The sequence below is a fragment of the Clostridium sp. KLE 1755 genome (genome assembly GCF_000466465.2).
Classification (GTDB): domain Bacteria; phylum Bacillota; class Clostridia; order Lachnospirales; family Lachnospiraceae; genus Eisenbergiella; species Eisenbergiella porci.
Map to the genome: position 1 here is coordinate 16420 of NZ_KE992695.1, position 26181 is coordinate 42600.

At 47.0% G+C, this 26181-nt stretch carries 21 protein-coding genes and 1 pseudogene; 18 read left to right on the top strand and 4 right to left on the bottom strand.

Going from position 1 to position 26181, the window contains the following annotated elements; translation table 11 throughout:
• The first annotated feature begins 13 nt into the window (after positions 1-13).
• The 11 genes from HMPREF1548_RS11055 (at position 14) to HMPREF1548_RS11105 (ending at position 13851) form a co-directional block, all read left to right on the top strand.
• Positions 14-259, top strand: a complete 246-nt coding sequence (locus tag HMPREF1548_RS11055; RefSeq protein WP_021636172.1) for a DUF3502 domain-containing protein — start codon at positions 14-16, stop codon at positions 257-259.
• Between the two features lie 402 nt (positions 260-661).
• Positions 662-2284, top strand: coding sequence for a SulP family inorganic anion transporter (locus tag HMPREF1548_RS11060; protein WP_021636173.1), 1623 nt, complete (start codon positions 662-664; stop codon positions 2282-2284).
• A 227-nt stretch (positions 2285-2511) separates the two neighbouring features.
• Positions 2512-4209 (top strand): sensor histidine kinase, encoded by a 1698-nt coding sequence (locus HMPREF1548_RS11065; RefSeq protein WP_021636174.1) that lies wholly within the window; start codon positions 2512-2514, stop codon positions 4207-4209.
• A complete protein-coding gene (locus HMPREF1548_RS11070; RefSeq protein ID WP_021636175.1) occupies positions 4187-4930 on the top strand; it encodes a response regulator transcription factor in 744 nt (247 codons plus the stop codon). Before HMPREF1548_RS11065 ends, HMPREF1548_RS11070 begins: the two co-directional genes overlap by 23 nt.
• 179 nt (positions 4931-5109) lie before the next feature.
• Positions 5110-6687 carry an ABC transporter substrate-binding protein gene (locus HMPREF1548_RS11075; protein WP_021636177.1) on the top strand — a complete coding sequence of 526 codons (1578 nt, stop codon included), beginning with the start codon at positions 5110-5112 and terminating at the stop codon, positions 6685-6687.
• Between the two features lie 155 nt (positions 6688-6842).
• On the top strand, positions 6843-7760 hold the full coding sequence (locus tag HMPREF1548_RS11080) for an ABC transporter permease (protein WP_025488218.1): 918 nt from the start codon (positions 6843-6845) through the stop codon (positions 7758-7760).
• 16 nt (positions 7761-7776) lie between these two features.
• Positions 7777-8670, top strand: a complete 894-nt coding sequence (locus tag HMPREF1548_RS11085) for a carbohydrate ABC transporter permease (RefSeq protein ID WP_051358369.1) — start codon at positions 7777-7779, stop codon at positions 8668-8670.
• Positions 8671-8702: 32 nt separating this feature from the next.
• Entirely contained in the window at positions 8703-10061 is a 1359-nt protein-coding gene (locus HMPREF1548_RS11090; RefSeq protein ID WP_021636180.1) for an alpha-L-fucosidase, read from the top strand.
• 108 nt (positions 10062-10169) lie between these two features.
• Positions 10170-11405: a uroporphyrinogen decarboxylase/cobalamine-independent methonine synthase family protein gene (locus tag HMPREF1548_RS11095; protein ID WP_157065667.1), complete on the top strand. Its 1236-nt coding sequence runs from the start codon at positions 10170-10172 to the stop codon at positions 11403-11405.
• A 553-nt stretch (positions 11406-11958) separates the two neighbouring features.
• Positions 11959-12240 carry an MFS transporter gene (locus HMPREF1548_RS11100; protein WP_021636183.1) on the top strand — a complete coding sequence of 94 codons (282 nt, stop codon included), beginning with the start codon at positions 11959-11961 and terminating at the stop codon, positions 12238-12240.
• A 54-nt stretch (positions 12241-12294) separates the two neighbouring features.
• Positions 12295-13851 carry a carboxylesterase/lipase family protein gene (locus HMPREF1548_RS11105; RefSeq protein ID WP_021636184.1) on the top strand — a complete coding sequence of 519 codons (1557 nt, stop codon included), beginning with the start codon at positions 12295-12297 and terminating at the stop codon, positions 13849-13851.
• An 82-nt stretch (positions 13852-13933) separates the two neighbouring features.
• On the opposite strand, the gene HMPREF1548_RS11110 is transcribed toward HMPREF1548_RS11105, so the two are convergent.
• The 3 genes from HMPREF1548_RS11110 to HMPREF1548_RS11120 are packed head-to-tail and all read right to left on the bottom strand — an operon-like array spanning position 13934 to position 16736.
• Entirely contained in the window at positions 13934-14713 is a 780-nt protein-coding gene (locus tag HMPREF1548_RS11110; protein WP_021636185.1) for an alkaline phosphatase family protein, read from the bottom strand.
• The gene (locus HMPREF1548_RS11115) at positions 14710-15879 is read right to left on the bottom strand and encodes an MFS transporter (protein ID WP_021636186.1); all 1170 of its coding nucleotides are present in this window, start codon (positions 15877-15879) and stop codon (positions 14710-14712) included. The genes HMPREF1548_RS11110 and HMPREF1548_RS11115 overlap by 4 nt, the downstream gene beginning before the upstream one ends.
• Positions 15876-16736, bottom strand: coding sequence for a MurR/RpiR family transcriptional regulator (locus tag HMPREF1548_RS11120; RefSeq protein WP_021636187.1), 861 nt, complete (start codon positions 16734-16736; stop codon positions 15876-15878). Before HMPREF1548_RS11120 ends, HMPREF1548_RS11115 begins: the two co-directional genes overlap by 4 nt.
• A 317-nt stretch (positions 16737-17053) precedes the next feature.
• Between HMPREF1548_RS11120 and HMPREF1548_RS11125 the strand changes: the two genes are divergently transcribed.
• The 7 genes and pseudogenes from HMPREF1548_RS11125 to HMPREF1548_RS11155 all read left to right on the top strand — a co-directional run.
• A complete protein-coding gene (locus HMPREF1548_RS11125; RefSeq protein WP_025488232.1) occupies positions 17054-17401 on the top strand; it encodes a type II toxin-antitoxin system PemK/MazF family toxin in 348 nt (115 codons plus the stop codon).
• A gap of 172 nt (positions 17402-17573) precedes the next feature.
• Entirely contained in the window at positions 17574-18566 is a 993-nt protein-coding gene (locus HMPREF1548_RS11130; protein WP_035321815.1) for a LacI family DNA-binding transcriptional regulator, read from the top strand.
• A gap of 202 nt (positions 18567-18768) precedes the next feature.
• A complete protein-coding gene (locus tag HMPREF1548_RS11135) occupies positions 18769-20163 on the top strand; it encodes an ABC transporter substrate-binding protein (RefSeq protein WP_021636192.1) in 1395 nt (464 codons plus the stop codon).
• An 85-nt stretch (positions 20164-20248) separates the two neighbouring features.
• A complete protein-coding gene (locus HMPREF1548_RS11140) occupies positions 20249-21154 on the top strand; it encodes a carbohydrate ABC transporter permease (RefSeq protein ID WP_198168631.1) in 906 nt (301 codons plus the stop codon).
• A gap of 209 nt (positions 21155-21363) precedes the next feature.
• Positions 21364-21996 (top strand): carbohydrate ABC transporter permease, encoded by a 633-nt coding sequence (locus tag HMPREF1548_RS11145; protein ID WP_276946255.1) that lies wholly within the window; start codon positions 21364-21366, stop codon positions 21994-21996.
• 56 nt (positions 21997-22052) lie between these two features.
• The gene (locus HMPREF1548_RS11150) at positions 22053-23423 is read left to right on the top strand and encodes an ADP-ribosylglycohydrolase family protein (RefSeq protein WP_051358370.1); all 1371 of its coding nucleotides are present in this window, start codon (positions 22053-22055) and stop codon (positions 23421-23423) included.
• A 40-nt stretch (positions 23424-23463) separates the two neighbouring features.
• Positions 23464-24321: pseudogene (locus tag HMPREF1548_RS11155) on the top strand (ADP-ribosylglycohydrolase family protein); the annotation flags it as partial.
• 322 nt (positions 24322-24643) lie between these two features.
• On the opposite strand, the gene HMPREF1548_RS11160 reads toward HMPREF1548_RS11155, so the two are convergent.
• Positions 24644-26181 (bottom strand): extracellular solute-binding protein (locus HMPREF1548_RS11160; protein ID WP_021636197.1); only part of this gene is annotated, 1538 nt, incomplete at its 5' end.

The window sequence follows — 26181 nt, forward strand, 5'->3', positions numbered from 1 at the left end:
AATTTGTTTAAACATGAGCATTGGCTGTATCCCTCAGAAGGATTTGGGCTTTTCCTTTGATATGACGCCGGTACAGACCGAGTACGCACAGATGCAGGCGGTTGAGCAGGAGTACTTCAATCCTATAACCAATGGCCTGGTGGAATATGATGAAGCAATTGATGAGGCGCTTAAGAAACTGGATGAGGCGGGAATCGACCGTTTCCTGGAGGAGTATCAGAAACAGTTTAATGCATTTTATGAGAGTAAGAATAAGTAACAGTAAGCTATAGTAAGTAACAGAGGCTGCCAGGCGTAAGCGCTCCTGTGGAGCTCAGGCAATAACTATAAGCTTCCTCTGAAAAAAACAGAGCCGTCTGTGTCTGATATCAGTAAAGTATCGGACGCAGGCGGCTCTTTGCGTGGCCGCAGAGGGAGAATCGGCCAGGGTTATGAGGGCTGGAGGACTTTTTCCTTGATTTTACCCTCCTGATTTCGTGTGTCTGCCTTAATTTCATATAGTCCATGATTTTGTAGTTTTCATGTCTCCCCTGATTTCATATTGACGCAATATCATAGAAATCCTATAATTAAGTTCTGCGCGCCGGCCTGCAAGGGAAACCACGATTACAGAGGCAGGTCCTGCGCCGGACTTTTTTATATTAAGGGGAGATAGTGTGTTATGTTAATCAGGAATTATGTGCAGCAGCTAAAAAAAGAGTTTAAGAACTACAGCGGGGCCGATCTTATAAAGGATCTCATGGCCGGGCTGACGGTTGCGGCGGTGGCGCTTCCGCTGGCGCTGGCCTTCGGTGTAAGCAGCGGTGCGACGGCGGCGGCCGGGCTGGTTACGGCCATTATTGCCGGCCTGGTGATCGGTGCGTTTTCGGGCGGGTTTTATCAGATATCCGGCCCTACGGGAGCAATGGCAGCCATATTGATGTCCGTTATTGCGGGATATGGCTTGCAGGGTGTTTTTGCGGCCACGCTCATTGCGGGTGTCCTGCTTGTGCTTTGCGGTATTTTCCATATCGGCAGGCTGACAAGCTTTATCCCGGCGCCTGTTATTACGGGATTTACATCCGGTATTGCAGTGATTATTGCGATGGGGCAGATTGATAATTTTTTTGGCGTTGCATCGGAAGGATCCAGCGCGGTGCAAAAGCTTTTCAGCTATGGGCGCCTGGGTTTTCCGGTGAATTTGCAGGCTGTTTTGCTGGGAATGTTTGTTGTATTATTTATGGTGTTTTTTCCGAAGAAATGGAACGCGGTGGTGCCGGCTTCCTTTCTGAGCATTATTATTGCCACAGTGATTTCTGTTGTAACGAAACTGGATGTGGAAACGGTGGGCGCCATTCCCAAAACGCTTTTCCTGGAGGACCGTCTGGATATTGCGGCGCTGAATTTCCAGGATATCAAAGGGCTTTTCGGCCCGGCGGTGAGTATTGCCATGCTGGGGATGATTGAAAGCCTGCTGTGCGGGGCCAGCGCCGGAAAAATGGCAAATGTCAGGTTGAACAGCGATCAGGAGCTGGTGGCGCAGGGCATCGGAAATATTATCCTGCCCTTTTTCGGGGGGATTCCCGCAACTGCGGCCATTGCCAGGACGAGCGTTGCGCTGAAATCCGGGGCGCGCACAAGGCTGACCGGGATATTCCATGCGCTGGGGCTTCTTGTTTTTATGTTTATCCTGGGGCCTGTGATGGCAAGGATTCCCCTGTCCGCCCTTGCGGGGGTTCTGATGGTGACCGCCTTCCGCATGAATGACTGGAAGGAAATCAGGTATATTTTTTCCCATCATTTCAAGGGGGCCGCAGCCAAATACCTGATTACCATGGCGGCGACCATTTTATTTGATCTGACCACGGCGATTCTGCTGGGTGTGGTAACCGGGCTGGTTCTTCTGGTCAGCCGTTTGTCCCATATAGAAATCAATTATGAGAAAGTGGATATGAGCCGTATCAAAAATGCGGACGAGAGGCTGAATAAGAAGTATGAAAATGCTGCGGTCGCTTACCTGACGGGAACCATAATTTTTGCGAACACGCAGAATATTGAGGAAATCCTTGTAAAAATGCAGGAGTTTGATACCGTCCTGCTGTCCATGCGAGGGGTTTCCTATATGGATATCTCAGGCGCCATTACTTTTATGCAGGTGCTGGCCGAGCTGCAGAAACAGGGGAAGAAAATCTTTTTATGCGGAGTTCCTAACAGCACTATGATGATGCTGAAACGCTCCGGTATCTATGATATGATCGGTGAGAATAATTTTTACTGGAGTGTGGAGAGGGCGCTGTTGGATTAGAAGTACCTTTGATGTAACTTTGAGGGTACTGAACAGTTATCCATTGATTTTATTTTTGCATTGTTCTAAAATTAACCCATGGAACCATCTTTTCGTATGATTGCGTACAGGGATTTAAGTCCCTGGTTGGACGGCGCGCAGATACCCGTATATGTGCATCTACGACAGGATGGTTCTTTTTTGTATCTTGAAGTTTTGCTGCGGCAGGCGTAAAGGAAGAGACTGGAATGAAGGGGATAAACATGGGGGAAAATGGCAAAAAATCAATTTTTAAAAAGGTGCTTTGGTCAATGGGGGCGGTTATGACCGGCGCCATTTTAATTATTGAGATAAGCAGCCTGTTATTGATACATAAGGACGGGCAGCGGGCGCAGGAGCTGTTTGAAGATACCATTGACAGCTACGGAGTCTTCTGGGAGAACAAGCTGAATGAAACATCGCGGATGATGTTAAGTTTTATTAGTGCGGAAACCGGGGCATTGTACAGCCAGCTGTGCAATTCTGAGGATAAACTGACTGTGGAAACCGCAAAGCTGCAGCTTCGTTCACAGATTGCGGATATGAATGCCAGGCAGGGATATGAACTTGTGACCTTTGTATATGTCCCGGATAGAAACATATATTTTTCAGTGGATGAAAAGAATACTTCCTATCTGAAATCGCAGGGGATCAAAGAAAATGTTTTCGATTATATTGCGCATAATACAATAGCCAGCAAGGACAAATGGAGTGTCCTTTATGTGCAGGATACGCCGTATCTGCTGAAAATTTACCATATGGAAAACGGGTATATCGGCAGCCTGTATCCTGCGGGGCATATTCTGGAAGGCTTATATGATCAGGAAGAAAACTGGGTCCTGGAAATGGTGGATCGCGCGGGAAATACGGTTGCGCACATGGGAGAGCCTTACAAGGGGATGACAGTTTCCTATGACCGTTTTCTGGAGTATACCGATGCCGGTATCCGTGTGACCATAGGCAGCGGCAGGCTCTACAGCAATAAAGGCACGGGAGTGCTCATTTTAATGGGAGCTATGCTGTTTGCGTCGCTTCTGATATTTCTGGTCTTGGGGAGGCAGACCAGGGACGTATTTGAACCGTTGGAAAGGCTGCGGGCGGCAATGGAAAATTACAGCGGCGGGGATATGGATACCAGGCTTCCTGTGGTACATGATAATTCCCAGATTGCGAATCTGTACCGTACCTTCAATAACATGGCGGATCAGATTGCACATCTGAAAATTCAGGTTTATGAAACGGAGCTGGAGCGGCAGAGAATCAACAGCAATTACCTGAGAATACAGATACAGCCGCATTTTTATACGAATATACTGAATCTGTTCTATGGTATGGCGCAGATGAAGGATTGCCTTTCCATCCAGAAACTGGCGCTTGCCTGCGGGAGCTATTTTCGCTATCTGCTTGGCAGGAAGGGGACATTTGTCCTGCTGCAGGAGGAATTAAAATGTCTCAGCAGTTATGTGGAAATCCAAAGATATCGCTATCAGGATCGGTTTGAGGCCCGGATATCGGTGGAACCGGGACTGGAAGAACAGGCGGTGCTGCCTCTTCTCATACAGACATTTTTCGAGAACAGTTTGAAGCATAATATTATGCGTGTTCCGCTGCTGCAGGTAGAAGTGACGGTGGAGGCTGTGGAAACAGAGAAGATGAAGATTACGGTCAGGGATAATGGAATCGGTTTTAAAAAGGATATCCTGGAAAAAATAGAGCGGAATGAATCCATTGAAGCAGGAGGAGAGCATATAGGAATCCAGAATGTGAAGGAAAGAATCCGGGTATTTTACGGGCAGACAGCGCAAATGCAGATAGAGAGCGTACCGGGCAATACGGTGGTAACCCTGCTGCTTCCGCTGATGATATCGAAGGGGGACTCAGAGTATGAAACTGCTTCTGGTAGATGATGAGGTTACTATGATCCAGATCATGGAGAAAGCCATAGACTGGAAAAAGAAAGGGATACAGAAGGTTTTTGTGGCTTATAATGCGGATGAAGCAAGGGATATCCTGGCGTCGTCTGCGATTGATATCATGATTTGCGATATTGAAATGCCGGGAGAGAGCGGCCTTGAACTGATACAGTGGATGCAGGATGCTTATCCGGAAATTATCTGCATAATCCTGACTGGCTTTCCTGATTTTAATTATGCAAGAAGCGCGATTTCCCTTGGGGTCTATCAATACCTGCTCAAGCCTGTTTCCTTTGAAGAGCTGGAGAAGGTGATAAGCTCAGCGATTGAACGGGTGGAAGAAAATATGGCCGTATCCATGAAAACGCCGAATGAAAAAGACAGTGAAATGTCAGATCCCATCAGGCAGGTCAGAGGCTATTTGGAGGAGCATTATAACGAAATTATCACACGCAGGAATATCGAGTCCCTGGTCCATCTGAACGGGGATTATATTAACCGGGAATTTAAAAAATGCACCGGCTATACTTTAATGGAATACATACAGAGGTACAGAATTATCATGGCGAAGAAACTGCTGCGGGAAACAAATCTTTCTATGGCGGAGATCAGCGCTCAGACCGGCTATGACTCTCCGGCCTATTTTGCCAAGATTTTCAAGAAACTGACATCCCAGACGCCAAGTGAATATCGTGTCAGACATGAAAGGGATTGATGGGAAAAGGAGCATCTGCGGCCGCACTGCGGCTGGTGCAGATGCTCTTTTTCTTTATAAAAAGTCGGTTTTGTTATGGAATGCATCGGTATTGAAATTGAAGAATGAAGGTGCAGAACGTATGATAAGGATATCAGAACAAGAACGGCCGTTACCATTTTAAAATTAGGAGGAAGTATATGAAAAAGAAGTTAATTACATTGTTATTGGCAGCTTCCATGATAGTATCGACGCTGTCGGGCTGCGGAAATTCTTCATCAGGGGGCGGAAGCGACAAGCCGGCTGCCGAAACAGGGAATGAAACGGGAAATGAAACAGGAACGGCGGAAGCGGCTGATGCGGCTGACTCTGTTTTAAAAGACGGGGATATGGCAGAAATCCTTATGATATGGCCTGGTTCCAATGCTTCTCCTGCCAGCATGCAGGAGGTAGAGGATGCAATGAACGAAATTATCGCCCCGGTGGCTGATGCGAAAGTAAAGCTGCAGATTATTGAATGGGGAGCTTATGGGGATCAGATTAACCTGATGCTGTCCAGCGGGGAAAAGATGGATATTTTCATGCAAAGTGATGGTATCAGGGAAGAAGGACAGAGAGGACAGCTGTATGATGTTTCGGACATGATTAAGACTTATGCGCCGGAAGCCTACCAGGCGATGGAACGTTACATAGATGCCTGCTATTTTGACGGCGCGCTGTATGGACTTCCCAGCTATAGGGATATGGCGGCACAGGCGGGCCTGGTATGCAGGAAGGATATCCTGGACGAAACCGGTATTAAGGAAGAAGATATTAAGACAATGGACGATGTGGAGAAGGTATTGAGCCAGGTACAGAAGCTGCATCCGGGTATGTATCCTTTGATTCCGTCCGATTTAACCAGCGGCTGCTTTTTGAATTATGTAAAAGGTCAGTTTGATGAAATTGCGGCAGGCGTAGGCGTGGATATGAAGGATGATCCTTCAGATGGCGTGACTATCATTAATACCTACGATACGGAACAGTATAAGAAAATGGCGGAAGCCGCTTATGAGTGGAATAAAAAAGGTTATTTTATGCCGGATTCCACAACAAATACCACACCGAGGCAGGATATTCTGAAAGCAGGCAATGCCTTTGGTTATTTCGGAAATTATCATCCCGGCATTGTAACGCAGGAAACGATGAATACAGGACTGGAGATTACCGCTATCCCGATTACGGAAAAATCACTTTCCACCGAATCTGTAAACTTTATTGAATGGGTAATTGCAGGGCAGTGTGAACATCCTGAGAAAGCGCTGGCAGTGCTGAATCTTTTGTATACCAATTCGGATTTCCAGAATCTGTTCCGTTACGGGATAGAAGGCAAGGATTATGTAGTGAAGGACGAGGCCAAAGGAATTGCCGGTTATCCGGAAGGCGTTACCGGGGACAATGTAGGCTGGGGCAATGAAATGTGGTTTTCCGGGAATGCATCCATCGGATATGCATGGGAGACCGACCCGGAGGATGTGTTTGCAAAATATACCGAGTTTAACGACACGGCAAAATTATCCCCGCTGTATGGCTTTATCTTTGATACATCCAAGGTGAAGAATGAGATTACGGCAATCAGCAATGTTAAGGGAAAATACAAGGCGATTATTGAAAACGGGGATGCGGATCCGGCAGAATCCCTGCCAGCCTTTAATGAAGAACTAAAAGCGGCGGGAATTGACAATGTTATTTCTGAAATGCAGGCACAGGCGGACGCCTGGCTGGCAGAACAAAAGTAAACAATAATGCTTATAAGCGGTCGGTTGATATCGTTATCGGTTGACCGCTTATTCTTTAGGGCGGTATTTGATGTCAGGAGGCGCTGCATATTGCAGGAAGGAAGAAAAATTTGATAAGGACTGCCGCTGCAGGGGCTTTGGAGGAAAAAGTGAATATGAACGGTAAAAAAATAAAACTTTTCCGTAAGGCATTGCCACTTTATATTATGGTATTGCCGGGATTTGTATATCTGCTGATTAACAATTATATTCCGATGTTCGGTATTGTCATCGCATTTAAAAATTTAAATTTTTCAAAAGGTATTCTGAAAAGCGACTGGGCAGGCTTTTCCAATTTTGAATATCTTTTCAAGGCGCCGGATGCATTGCTGGTTACCAGGAATACACTTCTGTATAATACGGCGTTTATTATTGTAAATACATTCGCGGCAATTTTAATTGCAATTCTTTTGAGTGAGTTACGCAGTAAGACCAAGGTGAAGCTTTTTCAGTCCTGTGTGCTGATTCCGTCGTTAATTTCCATCATCATCATCAGCTATCTGACCTATGCGTTTTTTAGCGGCCGAACCGGATTTATTAACGGAAGCCTTACTGCGTCGGGCAGGGAGGCAATTTCCTTTTATACGGAGCCCAAATACTGGCCCGGGATTTTGATTTTTATCAACTGCTGGAAAGGCGCGGGGTATTCTTCCATCATATATCTGGCGGCGATACTGGGAATCGACCAGGAAATGTATGAGGCCGCAGAAATCGACGGCGCAACCAGATGGAGCAAAATCCGTTTTATCACGCTGCCGCTTTTAAAATCAACGGTAATTACATTGACCCTTATGAGTATCGGAAGAATCTTTTATTCGGATTTCGGCCTGTTTTATCAGGTGCCGATGAATTCCGGAGCCTTGATTAACGCAACAAATACGATTGACACTTATGTGTATCGCGGGTTGATTGAACTGGGAGATATCAGCATGTCGTCTGCGGCATGTGTATATCAGTCACTGGTGGGCTTTGTCCTGGTGCTGGCAGCCAATCGGATAACCAGAAAATACAGTGCTGAGAATGCATTATTTTAGCAGACAGGAGGACAATATGGTTGGGAAAAAAGAAAGACGTTATCAGTGGATGCTTACTTTAGCGATGGGGCTTATATCGCTGATTATGATAATACCTCTGGTTCTTCTGGTAATGGCGTCGCTTACCAGTAACAATGAGATTATAATGCATGGCTATTCCTTCTGGCCAAAGCAGTTCAGCCTGGAAGCATATCAATATATATGGAATGAAAAGGCTCAGATTTTCCGCGCCTATGGAGTTACGCTTATGGTAACTGCGGTTGGCACGGTGGCAGGAACCATGATGACGCTGCTTTATGGCTATGTTTTAGCGCATCCGGATTTTCCCGGGAGAAAATTCCTTTCCTTTTATTTGTTTTTTACCATGCTGTTTAATGGAGGCCTGGTTCCTACATATATCATGTATACCCGTTACCTGCATATGAAAAATACGATAGGCGCACTGATAATACCGGCGCTTTTGATGAACGCCTTTAATGTTATCCTGGCCCGCACCTACATTCAGTCCAACATGCCGATTGCATTAAGCGAGGCCGCTCAGATTGACGGCGCCACGGAATTCCGGATATTCGGCCAGGTAGCGCTGCCGCTTTGTAAACCGATTATTGCCACAATCGGCCTGTTTATCGGTTTGGGGTATTGGAACGACTGGATGAATGGGTTATATTATATCACAGATGCAAAACTGTTCAGCGTGCAGCAGCTTTTGAATAATATGATTAAAAATATTGAGTTTTTATCAAAAAATGCAAACAGCAATATCAACATGTCCAGCATCAGCGGGGGGATTCCCCAGGAAACCGTCCGAATGGCTATTGCCATTGTAGGCCTGCTCCCGCTCCTTGTGGTATTTCCTTTTATGCAGAAATATTTTATCAAGGGAATTTCGGTAGGAGCCGTAAAGGGCTGAGCGGGCCTGGAAAAAACAGCAGGAGGAAAGCTATGAAAAAGATAGAAGAAATGAAATCCTTTGAACAGGCGCAAAAAGAATATGTGCCGGAAGAAGTACACAGACTGGACGAGAGCAGTATGCAGTGGTTTCGGGACGCCAAGTTTGGGATGTTTATCCATTGGGGACTGTATTCCATGCTGGGAAAGGGAGAATGGGTACTGTTCAGCGAACGGCTGAATGTGAAGGAGTATGAAAAACTGTCGGAGGAATTTGCGGCCTGCAGGTTTGACGCCCGTGCATGGGCCAGGGCGGCTAAGGATGCGGGAATGAAATATATGGTGCTGACAACCCGCCATCATGACGGCTTCTGTCTGTTTGACAGCAGGAGCAGCAGCTTCAATGCGATGAACAGCGCGGCGCACAGGGATTTTGTAAAAGAATATGTGGAAGCCTGCCGGGAAGAAGGGCTTAAGGTGGGGTTCTATTATTCTCCCCTGGACTGGAGATTCCCGGGCTATTTTTTCCCGGATCTTTATTGGGAAAATGCGCTGGAGCTTAAAAAACAGTGCCATGATCAGCTGATGGAACTGATGACGAATTATGGGAAAATCGATTTGCTCTGGTTTGACGGGGAGTGGCTGGCATTGGGCGGAATCGACTGGTCCTCCGAGCAGGGGTGGTTCCGCAGGCCGGAATGGGCCGTCAGCGAATATATGAAAGTTAATTATTTCTGGGAATCGGAAAAAATAATCAATGAGATACGCAGGCTTCAGCCGGATATTATGATAAATAACCGTTTCGGCTGGAAAGGTGATTTTCACGTGAGGGAACGCCGGATTGATGATATCCGTACGGATAAACCATGGGATTCCAATGATTGTATTGCGGATTCCTGGGGATACATTCCGGGAAGGCCGGTGCTGTCTTTACGGGAACTGGTTCATAACCTGATTTCTATTGTGGTCAGGGACGGCAATTATCTGCTCAACGTCGGTCCCACAGGAGACGGGGATATGGAACCGGAACAGGTGGAACGTCTCAGGCAGCTTGGTGACTGGCTGCAAAAATATGGGGATACAGTGTACAAAACGAGAGGCGGCCCGGTTATACCGGGAAGCTGGGGCGGAACAACATACCGTAAAAACAGGGTATACGTCCATATCATTGAATGGCAGCAGGATACTGTAAAGTTTACGATACCGGATAACGAGCTGGTTTCCTGGCGATCCTTGAATGCCCGTGACGCAGAACTTACGGAGGATGGAGGCAATATTGAAATCCGGGTGCCGATAGCTTCACGTGATATGCTGGATACGATTATTGAACTGGAGTTTAAAGAAGAAATCCATTGGGATGGTGTGGAAGGAAAAGAAAATGATGTTTACGGGCTGGGTGACGGATTAAAATAGGTCTGGTATAATAAAGGAAATAAGCAGACTTCAGAACCTTACGGTTATAATGGAAGAGAAGGGCTTCCCTGGTTTGCAGGCGTGCCATGCACGCAGATGGGAGCGGAATTGAGCGACAAGATTATTTTAAGAGGATTGGCCTCACGGTATGCCGAGTTTGCGCGCAGTGATGAAAACCGGGAAAAAATCAGGCTGCACAGGGCGGTAAATGATTTGGAAATGATACGTCCTATCGTACTGATTGACGAGCTTCCATGGGAAGAAATGGAGATAGAAGACGAGCTGGCCCTGCAGTGTGAAGATGAGGATTACAGAAGGGTGGAGCAGGAGCTGAGACGCAGCCTTTATAAGCGGAAGCATATGCCTGCGGATCTGGCTCTTCCGGATTATATCGGAGTGGAAAAGGTAATCTATTCCACCGGGATAGGCGTGGAGGTGGAGGAAGAGCGGCTTGGGAAAAATAACGGCGGCATCAGCTCCCATAAATATCATAATATTTTCCGGGAGAAAGGGCTGGAGATGCTTCATGATCCCGTTATCACCTATGATGAAAAGGAAACCCTGCGGCGCTTCATGAAAATAGCGGAGGCCGTGGGAGATATACTTCCGGTCAAGATAACCGGACAGCCAACAGGCTATGATCTGGGCTGCAAGACCTGGGATACAATTGCCATGTTGATGGGAGCTGAGGATTTATTGATAGGGCTGGCGGAAGAGCCTGCATTCATGCATCAGCTGGTACAGAGACTGACGGATATTTTTTTACATACGGTAAAACAGTATGAGGAACAAAACCTGATTGATATGGAGCCGCTTTATTGCCACAGCGCCTCGGCGTCCGCTTCCGGCATGGGCAAAGCCGCCGGAGATTATGAACACAATAACCTGAAAAAGGTCTGGGGACGCGGGCTGGCACAGATACTGGCGGCGGTATCACCGGCAATGCATGATGAATTTGACATACAGTATATGATCAAAGCCATGGAACCCTTCGGCTATGTTTATTACGGCTGCTGTGAGCCGCTGGATAGAAAAATTGATATCCTGGAGCAGATACCGAACCTGCGCAAAATATCAATTACTCCATGGGCGGATATCAATACGGCAGCGGAGCGGATCGGTTCCCGTTATGTGATTTCCTGTAAGCCGAATCCGGCGCAGCTGTCTCTTGGAAAGCTGAACCGGGATGCGGTGTATAAGGAGCTGGCCGGTATTCTATCGGCATGCAGGAAAAATAACTGCTCCTTTGAACTGGTTTTAAAGGATATCAGCACCGTGAACGGGAAGCCGGAATGCCTTTTTGAATGGGAGAGAATTGCAATGGAGGTGGCGGAGGGGTATTGATGAAAGCCCGGGACTGACCTATAGCGCCGGGAGAAGGCGCTTAGCGGTAACCTTGTCCTCATCCGGAAAGTACCCATGAATCCAATTTCATTGTCCGGCCGGTTGGCGTCAAACACATGGAAGAAGGGGGGGCAGATTTTTGCAAAGTACCAGGCTGTTCCGTAATCCGGTTCTGCGCTATATATATGTTTTTATTTTGATGAGTAGAATAACTCCTAAAAAAGAGGTCTTGCTAAGCAAGCTCTCTTTTTTTGAGTTCGGCGGAACTGTTTGAATTAAAGTTAACAAATAATCCATTAACTGACACTACAGATGATCTCATTCCGAAACAGTAAATTGCCAGGTTATGGAGTAACCTGCTGCATAATAGTTACAGGGAAAAAACGTATATTTTGATAAATAATTAAATCATATTGAATATAATTCGTTATCATGGGCGAAAAACCCACTTACATTGGAAGCGTAAGGAGGTATTATTATACTTATCAGATTTAATATGAGAAATTTTCCTGTCGTTTGCTGAGCAAAAAATACGGAAAGCGGGACGCAGCCCGTGTGGAAGGCATGCTTTACTCCAGCGCAGCGCGCCTTCGGCGCAAAAATCGGTGCGGGCGTCGGCGGTGCCGCAGCACTGGCTATTATCGGCGCAGCGGGATATAATGGACTTGCGGCAGTACAGCCGGAAACCGCCATTGCGGCGGTTAAGAATCTGTATCTTGCGGCGCCGATTCCGTTTATGCCGGCGATTCCGGCATTCTATTATTTTTATAAGCTGGATAAGCTTTATCCGACGGTAATGGCGGATTTACAGAAACAGGAGACAGAAGGAAAATAAGAGTCATTCAGGGAAACACACATTTTTTTCAGCAAGAACAAGGAGGAGAACGAAATGGCTAAAAATTTTAATTATGACGATGTACCTGTAGTTGAAACCACCGGGGGCAGCCTGAAAGGATTTTTCTATGAAGGGGCGTATATTTACAGAGGCGTGCCCTATGCATATGCGGATCGTTTCCAGATGCCGGAGGAAGCAGCCTGGGAGGGCGTAAAGGACGCCACCTCTTACGGGTTTGTATGCCCGCTGATGAACCAGGATACTCCCGGCGCGGAGCTTATGGTTCCCCACCGTTACTGGCCTCAGGATGAGCATTGCCAGAACCTGAACATCTGGACAAAGTCCCTTGATAAGGAAGCGAAAAAACCGGTGGTGGTATGGCTGCACGGCGGAGGATATTTTGCCGGCTCCTCCATTGAGCAGGTTGCCTATGACGGGTATAACATGTGCATGGACGGGGATGTGGTGGTGGTTTCCGTCAATCACCGTCTGAATCTGCTGGGATACCTGGATCTGTCCCCCTTCGGGGAAAAGTACAAAAACTCCGGAAATGCAGGCCATGCGGATATGGTGGCGGCATTGCGCTGGATACATAAAAATATCGTCCTGTTCGGCGGGGATCCTGAGAATGTAACAATTTTCGGCCAGTCCGGAGGCGGTATGAAGGTGGCCGACCTGATGCAGATTCCGGATGCGGACGGCCTGTTCCATAAGGGCATGATCATGAGCGGCGTTGGGGATGCGTCCACACTGCCTGTCTGCCGCGGCGACGGGCGTGAGATCGTTGGGGCGCTGCTCGCGGAGCTGGGGCTTGGCGAGGGGGATGTGGAAAAACTGGAAACCATACCTTATTATGAGCTGGCAAAAGCCTACACGAAGGTCAGCGCGCCGATTGCCATGAAGGGCGGCTATGTGGGAGGCTCCCCGCTGTTAAATGATTATTATCTCGGCAGCCCGCTGGAGTGCGGCTTCCGTGAACATGCATATCAGATCCCGCTTTTGATCGGTTCCGTATTCGGGGAGTTTTCGTTCCTGCCGGAAACCTATGATAAAACAAAGCTGTCAGGGGAAGAGGCCAGGGAGATCATTGCAAAGGTTTACGGAGAACATACGGATGAAATGATTGCCGCCTTTGCCAAAGCCTATCCCGGAAAATATGCCACGGATCTGCTGAATGTGGACCGTGTGATGCGTCAGCCCTCCAAACGTCTGGCAAAGCTCCACGCGAAGGGAGGCGCGGGGACCTACCTTTACAACTTTATCCTGGAGTTCCCGATCCAGCATCAGAAAATCGCATGGCACTGTTCGGATATCCCCTTCTTTTTCCACAATACGGATAAGGTGGAGGTATGCGGCATCCAGGGTGTTTCCGATGAACTGGAGGCCCGGATGTTCGGGGCCCTGATGACCTTTGCACGGACCGGCAGGCCGGGACATTCCGGACTTCCCCAGTGGGATGCGGTAACGGAGGAAAAAGAGCCTACCATGATCTTTGACCGCAGCTGTGAGGTGCGCGACCATTATGACGACGCTCTGTATGAGCTGATTGACAGTATTCTTCCTCCCTTTAACCTGATGGAAATGATGAAGAATCAGGATGTCCAGCACTGAGCATGCATGAAGAACAGGGCTGCTGCAAATTGTTTGATTTTGCAGCAGCCCTTTGTATTGCAGTCCCCTGTTTTTATATGGTTTAAAGGTGAGGGATGATATGCCCTTCCCATTCCCTGACAGCCGCAACACCGGTCAGCCAGGCAATCGTAGGAGCAAGATCCAGCAGGCATGCGTGCTCCAGCTTCCTGCCGTGCTGGAAGTACCTGCCGCAGAAAAACATGGGAATTGTCATATCCTCAGGACAGTTATCTCCATGGCTGCGGTCATGGCCGCCGTGATCAGCGGTGATGATGATATGGTAGTCATTGCCAGCCGCCTGATAAATCCTCTGGGCACAGGAAAGGGCGTTGCCGAGCTGCCCCAGATATTCGGGAGACATCCAACCATGGTCGTGCCCTCCCTTTTCATCGGTTTCCACCAGATGCAGAAAGAGGAAATCCGGTTGCTTCCGGGAGATAAGGGATAAAAGCATCCCGGTCAGAAGGCTGTCGGAATTATCCTCCTGATAGGCATTGATATAACCGGTATATTTCATGGTTTCCGACTGCCAGATGTGACGGATCGGTTCCCAGTTATGGAAAGCGGCGCATACCTTCCCGGAGGCGGCCAGCTGTTCGGCAATTCCTTTTACCGGCCGTACAGGAGGGGTATAGGTGTTGGTAAGGATACCGTGACGCTCCGGCGGGACCCCGTAAAACATGGAAGTATGGCAGGGCAGAGTGACTGGTGGCAGCACGGAGCCGCCCTGCAGAGTATAAGTGCTTTTTTCCATCAATTCCTGTACAAAAGGATGGCCGCAGCCAACGGCTCCGTCGGGACGCATACCGTCAATGGATATGAGGATTACTTTTTCGTTCATGTTAATCTCCTTTTTTGTACTATAAATAATAAAATAACAGCCAGGACAGACAGGAAAACCCAGGATAAAAACATACCGGAATAGGTGTGGGACTCCAGCCAGAAGCCATAAAAAGAGGAACTGATTCCAGCGCCCAGGTAAGTGGCGAAATCCATCAGCCCCACCACCTTGGATACACAGCCGTATTGCTGGTAGCGCATAGGGTAAATGGTGAGGAATGAGGTATTTATCAGTGAAACCGCTGCAGAGGCGGTGCTCAGGCATATGGCGGAGGTTATCAGGGAAATTCCGGAATAACACAGAGGGACCAGGCTGACCGCCGCTAAAATGAGTGCGAATAAGGATACCCTGTGTTCGTTTCCGCCACAGGCCCGGTAGATAAGCGGGTAAATCAGCCTTCCTGCCAGGGTCAGCAGTGGAACCGCAAATACAAAGAAGGACATAGTGGGCAAATCCACTGAAAAAGTATCCATAAAATAGGAAGCTGCCCACAGAGTGATGTTGTCCTTGAGCACGCCATGGCACATGGCGGAAAGGAGCAGGAGGATCAGCCCAGGTGAAAACAGGGAAGCCAGGGGTTTTTTCCCCTGATCTGCGGCCTGCGCCGGTACACCGGGAAACAGATAAAACACGGCAATAAACGAAAGCAGTGCGGCCGCACCCGGCCAGATAAAAGCATACCGCAGATTGCCGAAATAGATGGCCGCCGTTGCCAGAAATACGCCGAGAATGCTGCCCGTGCCCACGGAGGAAACAAGCAGTGAGGCGATAAAGGATTTGCGCCCGGGAGGATAGTGGCTGGCGACAGTACGCAGTAATGGCCCCCAGAGCATGGATTGGGCAAAGCCGTTGATTCCCCAGAGAAGAGTGATAACCGCCGTACCGGGAAGAAAGCCAATTCCCAGATTAGAAGCCGCAGTCAGGAAAAGACCGGTCATTATCATGATTTTCGGCGGGAAAATATCTCCCAGATACCCATTCAGCAGCTGGCCGGCAGAATAAAAAAGGAAAAAGATACCTCCCATAGTTCCAATTTGTGCGGCATTCATGAGCTTTTCCGACTGCATGACAGGTGATGCTACTGTCAGGTTCAGGCGTGCAATATAGATAGAAGCATAGGCGAAATAGGCAACGAGGAAAAGCAGCCGGCCGGAGGCTTTTTTCATAGCTCATCCTTCTTTCTGATCCGTTCCAGAATCTCATTCCGGGTTCTTAAGTGTGCCGCCGCCTCTTCGCCCTGGCGCAGGGTCAGTATTACTGCGATGGCATCCAGGATACAGATATGGGCGAGCCTGGCGGAGACTGCCTCCACGGGATAATTGATGTCATCAGGGTAGGCGGTGAGAGAATAATCTGCGGTTTGGGCCAGAGGGCTTGTACGGTAGCTGGTAATGGCGGCGGTAACGGCTCCCTGCCCCTTTGCCAGCTGCAGCGCCTGCAGGGTGGCCTGTGTCCGGCCGCTGTGGCTGATGGCGATTGCCAGCTCTCCTTTTTTCATATTCATAGCGGCGACAGGCATGAAGAGAATATCCTTATAGCTGGATGCGGAAAGCCCCAGCTGGAGGAAGCGGTATCCGGTATCCTCAGCGATGGGGGAAGAGGTGCCCACGCCAAAAATACAGATACGTTCCGCCTGTAAAATCTCATTTACCAGGGCCTCAACAATGGAAAAATCCAGCATGGAGAGCGTATTCTGCAGAGTACGCACGCTGGAGTCAAAAACCTTGCGCGCTGCGTCTGCGGAGGTATCGCTGTTGGTAAGAAGAGGCATGACAGGCGCAGGCCTGCTGGCAAGCTCCATGGCCAGGGTGATGCGGAACTGGGAAAACCCGGTATAACCTAGGGTTTTACAGAACCGGATGACTGCGGAACCGGCCGCAGCAGAGGCCGCAGCCAGATCGGCCACGCTCATTTCCACCACGGAGCTGCTGTTCGCGAGTATGTAATCGGCAATCTGCCGTTCGGTTTTGGTAAGTGTATTGTATTGGTTCCTGATAGCGGCGAGGCAGGCTTCATTTTCCATAAGTACCCTCCTTAACTGTAGAATAAAATTCCCAAAATATATTTATTAAATGTAATTATATTCTAAAATAAAAGTTTGTCAAGGAAAAGAAATTCTATTATCGACAGGGAAAATAGTTTTATCATCGGAAGAAAAGAAGTAACTGTCCAAACGACTGACACTGTAAAAGAACGGGAAAGACGACCACAGGAATAAAGAAATTTTTTCTGCCAAAGCGCCTGAAAGCAATGAATAAAGCTCAGGTTGACAGGCAACACTCCTCAATAGGATACAGAAAGGGATTTTCAGACGAAGTATTTTATTTGGAGGAGACAGCAATGAGCATTCAAAAAGGTGATATATATTACGCAGACTTACGTCCGGTAATCGGCTCAGAACAGGGAGGCATCCGTCCGGTTCTTGTCATTCAGAATGATATGGGCAACCGCTACAGCCCCACCGTCATCGTGGCCGCAATAACAAGCCAGACCGGAAAGCATAAGCTTCCCACGCATATACCGCTTGAGGATTCCAAATTCGGTTTAAGAAAGGATTCCATCATTCTTCTGGAGCAGGTGCGTACCATTGACCGCTCAAGGCTTAAGGAATACATAGGCAGAGTGGACAATCTTTTGTTGGGACAGGTGGACCGGGCGCTTGCGGTAAGCTTTGGGATGTGTATGTAGAGAATAGAAATGTGGGGGCAATTTATTTGTCTGGATGCAGTATCGGTTGCGCTCCGTCTGAATTGTTACATGATAACTGTAATAAATAATAAAAAGGGTTGATTATTGACAGAGATGTTGTATAATAAGACCATAATCGTTTGCGCACACGAAAAAGATGCCGGGGGTATTCATGAGGACTACAATCAGAGATATTGCTGAATACTGCGGAGTTTCCGAAGGAACAGTAGACAGAGCTATCAATAACAGATTTGGAATAAGTGAGAAGACTAAGAAAAGAATAATGGATGCGGCTAGGGAGCTTAATTATGTTCCTAACTATACGGGAAGGAGCCTGGCTACCGGTTCCACGAAAACAATAGGTATTATCTGTTTTGATTTATATAATAATTTTTTTCCGCAGTTGATAGATACTATAGAAGCCAGAGCAAAGGAGAATGGATATTTTATTTATCTAATTCTCACGCATAAGGATTTTGACTTGGAAGAAGAAGGTCTGAAATATCTGGCAAGCAGGCAGGTTGACGGGATTATTCTATTTCCTGTGGGTGCCGGTGCGGATTATATTAAGTTTTTAAAGGGTACCGATATTCCGGTAGTAACGATTTACAACCGTATATCTAGCGATTTTTCTTTTGTTGGGGTTAATGATCGGCAGGCTATGAAGGATGCGGTGGATTATATTGTTTCACACAATTATAAGCGGGTGATATATTTAACTCCTGATATTACCACACAGGAGGAGAAATGTTTGAATACATATACACTGAGACAGCGCCAGAATGGTTATCTGGACGGAATGAAGACTTATGGCATGGAGCCTATGATAATCCAGGGTAGCTCTAAGGAGCGTCTGGAGACGGTTTATGCCTGCTTGGACGATTCTGTAAAAACAGCCTGTTTATGCATGTGTGATTCCTATGCTCTGAAGATACTGGATTTTTTTAAGGTAAAAGGTGTGTCCGTACCGGAAAAGGTCGGATTGATGGGCTATGATGATATTGATTCCCTGCGATATATCAGCCCCAGGCTTACTACAATTAAGTATTCTGTTCAAAAAATGGGAGAAATAATATTTGATACGCTTTTTGACGTGATTAAAACACAGGCAAAGAAGAAGCATATGCTAGAATATGAAATTGTGGAAGGGGAAACTATAGTATAAAAACCGAAAGGTTTTTATAGGCATTTCGTGTACGTACACGAAATGTGGCGGCTTATTTTTGACGAAATATTTTTTTTGAGAAAATCGTGTACGCACACGGAGAGAGGGGGAAAGGAAGTCAATGCGGTAAGAAACAAAAATAAGCACAGAAAAGAGATAAGATAAAAGGAATTTAAAGGGGTTTATTAAGGGAGGAAATTATATGAGTAAAAAATTGTTGGCAATTGTACTGGTACTAGCAATGACGTTTCAGCTGACTGCATGTGGAAGTAATTCTGAGGGTAAGGAGGTAGCATCAGCGGACAGCAATAAAGCAGAAGAGCAGGGGGAAGATATTGTAGAACTGACATTCATGCATTGGGAAGGAGTGGATAGCCAGGCTGAATATGAAGAAATATTTGCCCAATATTATGAAACTCATCCAAACGTCAGGATTAAACAGCTTCCAGTAGACGGTAGTAACTATCTGACCAAATTGACAAGTATGGCCGCCTCAGGTGATTTGCCGGATCTGTTCCAGATGTCGGAGGCTTATCAGATATATTGGAACGAAGAAGGTGCATATGCAAAAATGGATGATGACTGGTATGCAGAAGATGAGAAAAAGCTTGACTATTGCACATATTCATATGATGGAGAATTTGTGGCATACCAGTTTTCAACAGAAAATGAAGCATTATTCTATAATAAGGATTATTTTGATGAAAAGGGGATAGAATATCCGCCATCCAAGGTTGAAGATGCCTGGAGCTGGGATAAGTTCGTAGAGGTAGCCAAGACACTCACCTTTGACCAAAACGGAAATACACCAAATGATGCGGGATTTGATCCTGAAAATATCGTTTCTTATGGTTGTTATATTTCCAATGCCGCCTGGCAGCTGCATGGCTGGATGACAGGAAATGGAGGCGGTTTTGTAAGTGAAGATGGCAAAGAACTGCTTTTAGGCAGAGATGAGTCCATTGAGGCGATTCAGAAGATAGCAGATTTGATTAATGTATATCATGTAATGCCTTCGCCTGGAGTTGCAAGTGAGCTTTCCTCTGAGGATATTCTGCTGGCCAGCAATCAGATTGCCATGGTGGTTACAGGAACCTGGATAATGGGAACAACAGTCGGCGTTGCGGCAGAAAAAGGAGAATTAAATTACGGTATTGGCGTGCTCCCGACTATGAAGGTGCCTGCAAGTGTAAATAATGGGCCTACACTGGTAGTATCATCTGACACTAAGCATTTTGATGAAGCCGCTGAGTTCTGCAAATGGTTTTCAGCGGATGAAAACCATATGGTTGTAATTAAATCCGGCCTGATGCTTCCCACGGAAGAGAAGTATTATTCCTCGGAGGAAATGATACGGGAATGGGCAGATAACGGCAGGCATCCTGATATTGAGGAAATGATTGATTTTTGCGATTATTCCCTGAATCATACAGTTCAGACAATGTTCGCACATAATCTGGTAATGGGTAAAATTTCTGAAATATTTGAAGATGAAATAGCTCCTGTATGGGAAGGGACAGCAACGGCCCAGGAGGTTATAAAAGATAGGATTATGCCTGTTGTAGAACCTATTTTTGAGAGCAATCAGATCAATTAATAACAGACAGAGATGGGAGTAGCATTCCGTGCTGCTCCCGGGGAAAATTAAGTACTGCCTGTATATCGGCGGAATGGAGATTGCTATGAAAAAAACAGGAAAGAAAAAAGTCAGTAAAATGAAACACAGGGAATATCTTGTGGGCTATGCCTGTGCACTACCTGCAATAATCGGCGTAATTGCGCTGATGATTGTTCCCATCTGCTATGTAATCTATATCAGTATGACACGATGGACCGCCATTTCTTCACCGAAATGGATTGGCCTTGAGAACTATAAAAAAATATTTACGGATGTTTATATGTATCGCTCATTGTTTGTAACCGTTAAATATGCAGTGGGTGCTATTTTATTCAGTCTGGTATACGCCTTTGTACTGGCGCTCATGCTAAATACAAATATTCGTGGAAAAACGCTGTTTCGTTCCATATTTTTTCTGCCCTATGTAATGCCTGCCATTGGTGTTACCATATTGTGGTCATGGATTTATAATGCAGATTTCGGTTTAATGAATTCCTTTACCAGTTTATTTGGAGCGGGAAAGTCCCTGTGGATTTATGGAGAGAAAACAGCAATAGTTTCACTGTGGATAATGGCAGTCTGGGTTTCTGGGAATTACATTATCATTTTTTTGGCGGGGCTGCAGGGCGTACCCCAGTCGCTGGTAGAAGCAGTGGCTATTGATGGCGGTAATGCTTTTCATAAGCTGATTTATGTTACAATCCCGATGGTTACCCCTACCATTTTTTTTAATTTTCTTATGGGAATGATTAACCATTTGCAGAATTTTATTCCGGTTTATGCCATTACCCAGGGCGGACCCAATAATGCCACTCTTTTTACCGTTTATTATCTTGTAAGGGAGGCATTTACAAGAAATAATTTCGGTTATGCATCAGCAATTGCCGTAGTATTTTTTGTAGTGATTTCCATTATAACTGCAATTGTGTTTGTTACTTCAAAAAAGTGGGTTTATTACGGAGGGGAATAAGGATGGGGAAATCTAAAAAACAAGTATTCTTTAATATACTGGTGTTTCTGGCAGTAGCCTGTTTCGCAGTTGTGGTAGCGTTTCCGATATATTGGCTCGTTAGAAGTTCCCTGATGTCGGATACGCAGATGTTTGTATGGCCGTTAAAGTATTGGCCTTCTGAGTTCCGGTGGCAGAATTATACTGATGCGCTAAGCAGACAGCCATTTTTGCTTTACACACTAAACACACTGAAAATTTTTCTGTTGGTACTGCTGGGTACTATGCTGACATCCTGCCTTGCGGCATATGCCTTTGGACGGCTGGAATTTCCACTGAAAAATTTCTGGTTTTCCCTGATTATCGGAAGCATGATAATGCCCTATGCCATAACCCTGATTCCCATTTATCTGGGATGGAGCAAGCTGGGGTTTGTAAATACATATGTTCCCCTAATTATTCCAGCCTATTTAGGCGGAGGGGCTTTCTTTATTTTTCTTATCCGCCAATTTATTATGTCGCTGCCCAAGGATCTGGATGAATCGGCAAGAATTGACGGTGCTGGTTATATGAGGATTTTATTTCAGATTATTGTTCCTCTGATTCGTCCAATACTTGCAGTAGTATTTATTTTCTGCTTCCTTAACTGTTGGAATGATTTTCTGGGGCCGCTCATCTATGTGAATGATCCGGAAAAATATACAGTGGCCGTTGGCCTGTGTTTGTTTAAAAGCGAATATAAGGTTGACTGGGGAATGCTCATGGCAGCAACTGCAATCATTGTCATGCCTTCCATTATTATTTTTATAGCGGGACAAAAGCAGTTAATAGAAGGAATCACTTTTACAGGAATGAAATTTTAGGTTATTTTATATTTAACATCATGTTGGAAGAGCTGGCAGCTCAGATAGGAGAACGCATGAGGATTGAAGAAATTAATTATCCCCAGTATCCCAGTCAGATACTGGAACCAATGGAATTTACTGAAAAAGTAGATGACATCAGAAGGTATTCCCTGCTTGCAGCAGAATTCGGCTACAATGACGAGGCAAGACAATACCTGAATGAATTTGAGGAATCTATCAGGTCTATTATAGGAAAGTTCAATGATCTTTTGGAAAATCCCAAGGAAGATCCCCAGGAACCGGAGAAACTGGAAGAAATCCGGGCACAGAGACCGAAAGGGCCGCGTAGACTGTGCGGAAATATTCCTGATGATTATAGGGAGCGTTTTCTTGGTTCCTTCCTTGGGCGGGGAGCCGGATGCACACTAGGAGCAGGGCTGGAGTTCCAGTCCGTTGAAAATATGCGTGTCTGGGCGGAACATTTTGGAGATACCTTTCCACTGACAAATTACTGGAGTGAGGTAAAAAATCCGGAGGCTCCCAGATATATCACGGGAAATGCTACCAATCTGACTAAAGGGAATATGGTTGCGATTCCGGTAGATGATGATACGGCATATACTCTAATTGGCCTTCTTACACTGGAAAAATTTGGAACGCATTTTACCCATGAACAGATGGCGCAACTATGGAACGATGAAATAGAGATCCATGGAAAGAACGGAAGCTGGGGGCTTTTTTGGGGTGAACGGAAGTTTATCAATAATTATCGGTCCGGAATGGATGCTGGGAGAGCCGGATATTTTCAGAATCCTAATGTGCAGTCCGTAGCCGCATGGACACGTGCGGATGCCTGGGGATATGCAGCGCCGGGATGGCCGGAAAAAGCAGCACAGCTGGCGTATCGTGATGCCTCTGCGAACCACAGAAGAAACGGGGTTTATGGCGAGATGTTTATGGCGGCTGCAGTATCTGCCGCGTTTGTGGTAAATGATCCCAGAGAGGCCCTAGAAATAGCCCTGGGGGAAATTCCGGCCGAAAGTCTATTTGCAGAGGCTGTAAAATGGGCATTCTCTATTGCGCCCTCCATACACAGTTATAAAGATGCTGTAGAGGCGGTTACCTCCAGATATGAGGGTATGTTTGAAGGGCATGCAATAAATAATGCGCTTTATGTCATATTTGGAATCCTAATTGGAGGAACGGATTTTACCAGAGTGATTGGGGAAACCGTAGCCATGGGATTTGACAATGACTGTACAGGAGCCACAGCAGGCAGTATTGTGGGTGCGATTATCGGTAAGAAGAATTTGCCCTCTCACTGGTATGAACCATTCCAAAACAGGGTTGAGTGCTATTTCAGAAGCTGTCCCAGATATCTGGATATAGATGAACTGGAAAAAAGATTCCGCAGGCAGGCGGAGATTATATATAAAGAAGGGTAATTTTATGGCGGTATTAAAAGAGAAGATATATGGCTGTCTGATGGCGGGAGCCGTGGGGGATGCACTTGGCAGGGCAACCGAAGGAATGATGTATTGGGAAATCAGGGAAAAATATGGTACGCTTAATCAGCTGGTGGCAGATGGCTATTATGGGAGTTCTGAAAGAAAAGGGTTCTGGACGGATGACACTACTCTGGGAAGCTATATTGCATATCAGATACTGAAAAAAAGAGGAAGGATTACGGCTGCGGATTTTGCGGAGGTGATCCTGGAAAAGCTGGATGAATCTTGCTTTTGGGTGAATGAAAAGCTGGTAAAAATGAGGCTTAGGGAAGGAATCAGTCCCTGGGATGCGGGGGTGGGAGGAATTGGCTGCGGTTGTGCAGCTATGGGAATTGCACCTGTGGGCATTATAAATGCCCAGGATCCGGAGCAGGCCTTTCAGGATGGAATGTGTCTGGCTATGGTGAACAGTAATGGCGAAAACAGAGAATTTGGGGCAGCCTTCGCCTGTGCAATAGCCAGTGCGTTGAAGGAAAATGCGGATTTGGATTCTGTACTTGCGGATGTGGACAAGTATGGGACGGATATCGTACGCCGTGCTTTTACACTGACTATGGATCTTGCCGGAAAATGTAAGGATGAATTTGATTTTACCGAACGTTTCTACGATAAACTATTGGACTACACCTATCCACAGCCAAAGGGGATCTGGAGAAAGGATCGTTATTTCAGTGCGAATGGCAGGGAATATGTACCGGTGGCCTTCGCTTTGTGGTCATTATGCGGAGAGGATATTAACAGGGCGCTGATTGCAGCGGCTAATTTCGGCAGGGACTGCGATTCCATTGCATCTTTGACTGGACAGCTTGGCGGCGCTCTGGCGGGCGCTTCAGGTCTGCGGGAGGACTGGGTCAGAGAGGTAAGCGATGCGAACCGGAAATGCCTTACAGATTTATATGGGGAGAATAGTGTATCAGATATGAAGGATGTGGCGGAAATGCTGTCCGAGTGTCTGAAGGAATCCTGTATCCGCAATATAAACAGAAATAACAGAATATTGAACCAGCTGTAAAAAGACTGCCGTACAAGTGATTTTTCATTAAACTTAAATTACTGGGTACGGCAGCCTTTTTGCCGGAGAAGTTGGGATTGACTACAGGTATGATTAACATAATACTTATAAATCAGCTGATCGCTTGTGGAAAAGCAGGCCTGTATCAGAACTTCCCATCCAGATAATCCTGATACCACTGCAGCCACGCGTCATATTGCAGCGCCTTCAGCTGCTCCAGATGTGCATTCCAGGAGCTGTCGTCGATTCCCTCCAGGATACTTGTAGCGATATAATTACGGATATAGGCCAGAAGCTCCGTTTCAATAAAGGTCCGTTCATTGGTCTTGGCAGGATCTACGAAGCGGATGGGCAGCTGGTTTTCTGCAGGGAGGCAGTAATCATGCACTTCCTTCACGCATTCGATGCGGTACCAGGAGGTCCAGGCTACGTCCTCCAGCACCTCTGCATTTTCGTCCTTACGGATCAGGGGGCCGTAATCCACCATGCCATAGGTGTATTTATAGTTTTCAATCGTGAAATCGTCCGTCAGGCTTTCGGGCAGCTTTTCGAAAACTGTGCCGTTTTCGTCCATGTCCCAGGCCTCGCCCTTAGGACCGAAACGGGAGGTATATTTCATGTCTGTACTGCTTGATAAATAATCCCACCATTCCAGCAGCTGGGGAACGTCCTTGCAGGCGCTGGTAATGGCAAAGCCGGTGCGGTTGGCGGCGAATTTATCCTGAGAGCCGGTTTTTACATAGCCGGGTCCGTCAGGCGCCTGAAGGGCAGGAACTACCACATAATCGGCCGCTGCCGTTTCGCTCTGATCCCCATAAGGATTCCAGGCCCAGTAGCAGCCTGCTACGCCCTCGCTGAGCTTGGCGTGATACTGCTCGGAGGTCTGGGAAAAGGATTCCATATCCAGCAGCCCTTCCTCTACAAGCTGGTGGGCAAACTCGAGAAAGCTCCTGAATTCCTCTGTGTCTGCGGTCCCCACAACCTTTCCGTCCTTTACCATTTTAAAGGCGGCTTCATCACTGGAATCCGTGCCTGCGATTCCCCAGGGATTGGCAAGGTTCATAATCTTGGAGCACCAGTCGCTCTGGGACGGCTCCAGGGGGATTTCGTCCGTGGTGTCCCCGTTGCCGTTCATATCGCCGTCCCGGAAAGCCCTGAGCACATCCAGGAACTCCTCTGTTGTAGTGGGAATTTCCTTCCCGGCTTTATCCAGCCAGGCTTTGTTGATGAACATTATGCCTTCGCCGTCGTTTTCGTAGCTTGTCTGCCGTCCGGTCATGAGAGAGCGGATGGAGCCGTCCGGCCAGGTTACCAGATCGAATCCGCCGTTGATGGTTTCATAGTCCGCGGCCACATGAGGCGCATAGGTCTTGAGCAGATCGTTTTCCGCCAGGTTGGCGAAGGAATCCATGTTGTTTGCGATCTGTCCCTCGCCTACCAGGCCGAAAAACGCATCCGGCAGGTCGGAGGCAAGCATGATATTTACCTTATCCTCCGCATCCGCTGCGGAAATGGGAAGCCATTCAATATGGACGCCGGTAGCCTCCTCCGCCTGTTTGAAAACCTCCTTGTTGTTAAAGTCCTCATCCTTTGTCAGCGGATGAAGGAGCACTGCGATTTTGAAGGTGGTTTTCTCCTTGCTGTCCGTCGGGGCCGGCTCGCCGGCTTCCGTCTGCGCACCCG